Origin of the sequence: Trebonia sp., from assembly GCF_049794275.1 — a bacterium.
In the GTDB taxonomy this organism is placed as follows: domain Bacteria; phylum Actinomycetota; class Actinomycetes; order Streptosporangiales; family Streptosporangiaceae; genus Trebonia.
This window is the reverse complement of record NZ_JBARCR010000121.1, coordinates 1-2,903: the sequence shown is the minus strand read 5'-3', so window position 1 is coordinate 2,903 and position 2,903 is coordinate 1. Positions and strand designations below refer to the sequence as shown.

Sequence of the window (2,903 nt, the reverse complement as noted above, 5' to 3'; positions counted from 1 at the left end):
GCACGCGGCACCGCCGCCAGCGCCCGGTCCAGCGCGAACACGAGCAGTGCGGCGGCCGCGCCGTCGGCGAGGATGGCGAACCGCCACGGCAGCACCTGGGCCAGGCCGGGCAGGCCCTGGACCCAGTGCCACGGGAGCAGCCGTCCCGGCCACCTGAAGTCGCCGATACGCAGGCTGCCACCGCCGAGCGCGCACAGCTCGAGCACCGCCCAGAGCACCGCCGAGGTCCTGACCCGGATATCCCGCCAGAACACCACCGCGGCGATCACCAGGACAAGGATCAGCGGCCAGCCCAGGTAGTCCATGTACTCGGCGGGCAGCTGCAGGGTCGTAGCGGCTTCGGCCGCACTGGCGTGCGTGTGAAACAGCAGCGAATCCGACGGCACGACGAACCAGCTGAGATTGCCGGTCAGCGAGGCCCGCAGCTTGCTGTGCTCGGCCAGCGGGCCCTTGAACTGCGTCCACAGCGCGTACCCGTCGAGGAGCAAGAACACTACCGCCGCGACGGCCAGCCCGGGCAGCGCCTCGCGGGCGCGCCGCGGCACTTCCCTGGGGCGGCTCAGCGCGAGCGCCACCACCAGGATCAGGCTCGCGACCGCCGTGTAGACGAGGAGCTCTTCCCCGATGAACAGCTGCGCGGCGCAGAGCAGCCCGAGCCAGAGGCCGGTCCTGACGCCGCGCCCGCGACCGGTGACCAGGCGGGCGACGGCATCGACGATCAGCGGCGGCAGGACCGCGAACTGCAGATGGTAATGGCCGAGGCCCGCGGTCACGAGTGCCGGGGAAAACCCGTAGACCGCCCCGCCGAGCGCGGCCGCGCCGAGACTCGCCCCCCACCGCCGCAGCACCCAGAACAGGGCGGCCGCCGACCCCGCGAAGCCCAGCGTCAGCGCCACGGTGAGGCTGACCTGCGGGCCCCACAGCAGCGTCACCGGCGACAGCAGCACCCCTGGCAGCAGGAACGACGTGTTCCACATCAGGCTGATGCCCACCGGCGCGTTCATCGCGGTCGTGAACAGCGCGGGCAGCTGCCCGTGCGACACAGCCGTCGCCGCGTACTGCACGAACCACGCGAACAGGTCCACGTCGCCGCGGTCGCCGGCCTGCATACGGCCAGCCGGATCGATCCACAGCCGGCCGGTGATCACCAGCGCGCCGATGAGGTAGCAGGCCAAGACGAGCCATGCTGCCCTTGAGCGGCGTCCGCGGCGCGTCGCCGCGGACGCCGACCCGCGGCGCGTCGCCGCGATCGCCGACCCCAGTTGCTCGCCGGGTGTCACAAGCCTGCCTCGCTCCTGCCCTTCGGGCTCGCGAATCGTATCGTCTCGGTCAGCCGGCATCATGGCGTTACCCGACCGGGGGGCCCAGCTGGCGGAGCAGGTTCTCGTTCCAGACCATGATCGTGTAACCCCGGAAGTGGTACACGCGGGCCGGCGGGCCGAACGCCGCGCGGGCCCTGGCGGGAGTCACCTGTTCTCCGGGGACGGTGATGAAGAAGTTGGCGCTGTGGTCGGACGCGCGGAAGAGCCGCATGTCCTCGTTCCAGTGCCACGGCGACAGCCCCCGCCCCGTGAGCTTCACCGAACCCATGGTGATCGTCCCGCCGGAGTCGAGCGTGACGCTGTTCGCCTCCCAGTAGGGGGCGATTCCGCTGCGCAGGCCGTGCTGCTCCAGCCAGCCGGCCACCGCCGCGTTGTCCGGCGGCGCTGGCCGGCCCGACGCGGCGAAACCCAGCATGACCGCGTAGCAGGCCAGTCCGGCCGCCAGGGCCGGGACAAGCCTGGCCCGCAGCAGCGGGCCGCCGAGCAGCCGCCCGGCGAGCGCGGCCCCCAGCGGGAGGACCGGGGCTATCTCGTGCGCCTGGTCGACGTTCTTGATCTGGTAGAAGAGGAAGTACGCGGCGATGTTGGCCACGATCGCGACCACCAGCACGTCGGCGACCAGGTCGGCGCGATCCGCGGCGGACGGTCCCCGCCAGCCGAGCGTGCGGACCAGGCGCCAGCCGCCCAGTACCAGGGCCGCCAGCACCAGCACGGCCGCGGCGAGGTGAAGGAAGGCGAAGGTCTCGTTCAGCGTGCCCCGCGCGCCCGCCACGTCGGCGCCGAACAAGGACAGGAAGCTGCGGATCGTCATCGGGACGTTCTTCGGCAGCACCGACTGCTGCACGAGCTTCGCGGGGTTCTTGCTGACGGTGAACCCGCCGAGCGCGACGATGAAGCGGTCCGCCGCGTCCGCGGCGGGCACCGCGAGGGCGGCGGCGCAGCCCAGCGCGATCTCGTACCAGAGCACCCGGCGGTGCAGCAGCGCCAGGCAGGCCCGCGCCAGGCACACCACGACCACCGGCAGCACGCCGATGACCAGGATCAGCGGGTCGCCGACCAGCGCCAAGGCGAGCAGCACGCCGGCCGCGACCGCGGTGTACCAGCGTCGCGGCGCCAGGTCGACCAGCAGCAGGAGCAGCAGCACCGGCACCGCGGTGCCGGTGTGATTAGGGGTCAGCAGCAGCGCCCAGGCGGTCTCGCCGGGCGCTGGCGCGAGCATGATGCCGACGGTCAGCAGCGCGCGGACCGTTCCCTCGGCGCCCCGGGACCTGCCGCGGGCCACGAGCGCCGCGAGCACCACGAGCAGCGTGTAGGTGAGCGCGGCGCAGATGTGCGCCACCTCGGGGCGCAGCCCGGCCACCAGCTCCACGAGCATGAACTGCGGCAGTTCCGTGGTGTAGAACGACACGTCGGTCAGCCACCAGCCGTGCAGCAGCGGGTTGCCGTGCAGCATCTGCCAGGCTTGCAGCGCGTTGCTCGCGGCGTCAGCCTTGACCGGCTGCGTGCCGGCCAGCCGCAGGACGGCGAAGAAGAGCAGCAGTGCGCCGGCCGTGAACGCGGCGGGCCAGGCCCAGCGGCGGG

At 72.6% G+C, this 2,903-nt stretch carries 2 protein-coding genes; both read right to left on the bottom strand.

What is annotated here, in order from left to right:
* A partial coding sequence (locus tag WA805_RS03285) for a hypothetical protein (protein ID WP_425241612.1) occupies positions 1–1,280 on the bottom strand: 1,280 nt, incomplete at its 3' end.
* 67 nt (positions 1,281–1,347) lie between these two features.
* Positions 1,348–2,903: hypothetical protein (locus WA805_RS03280; protein ID WP_425241611.1), on the bottom strand; the 1,556-nt coding region annotated here is incomplete at its 5' end.